The sequence below is a fragment of the Stenotrophomonas sp. 3diitr2024 genome (assembly GCF_042136455.1).
Lineage (GTDB): Bacteria > Pseudomonadota > Gammaproteobacteria > Xanthomonadales > Xanthomonadaceae > Stenotrophomonas > Stenotrophomonas sepilia.
Genome location: NZ_JBHHMJ010000493.1, coordinates 1 through 468 on the forward strand (window position 1 = coordinate 1; position 468 = coordinate 468).

General features: G+C 67.7%; 1 protein-coding gene and 1 pseudogene. One reads left to right on the forward strand and one right to left on the reverse strand.

All coding sequences use genetic code 11. The features are described from left to right. A partial coding sequence (locus tag ABGA94_RS12520) for a hypothetical protein (RefSeq protein WP_375367423.1) occupies positions 1-336 on the reverse strand: 336 nt, incomplete at its 3' end. Between ABGA94_RS12520 and ABGA94_RS12525 the strand changes: the two are divergent. Then, positions 335-468, forward strand: a pseudogene (locus tag ABGA94_RS12525) (peptidyl-Asp metalloendopeptidase); the annotation flags it as partial. The gene ABGA94_RS12520 and the pseudogene ABGA94_RS12525 overlap by 2 nt on opposite strands.

A 468-nucleotide genomic window follows, 5' to 3' on the forward strand; every position in this document is an offset into this window, starting at 1 on the left:
GCCGTGCTCGGCCTGGCGCTGGCGGCGGCCTCGTTCGGCCTGGTCGGCTCGCTGGGCATCGTGATCTGCCTGTGCCTGGCGCTGGTGGCCATCCTTGCCGGCATCGGTGGCGGTACCTGGTTGCAGCTGGACCGCGCGGTGGATCCGTTGTGGGTGTCGCGGCAATCGCTGGAAACCCCGCCGGGCCACCTCAAGCCGGGGTGCGGGTGGATGCCCAGTAACTGGCTGTATCACGATGGCATTGCGGATCAGCAGGTCGGCGCGCTCGGCAGCAGATACCGACAGCGGCGCCACCGCAAGAAGGATGGCAAGGGACAACGGGCGGGAACGGAACATGATGGACAGCATCCACACCAGCCGCAACACCACCGCGGCCGATGTCGGCGTGCTGCTGATCAACAACAGTGCCTACTGCGGCCTGGCCTCGGGGATTGGCTCGACCGCGTCGACGGCGTTTGCGGCGGTGTA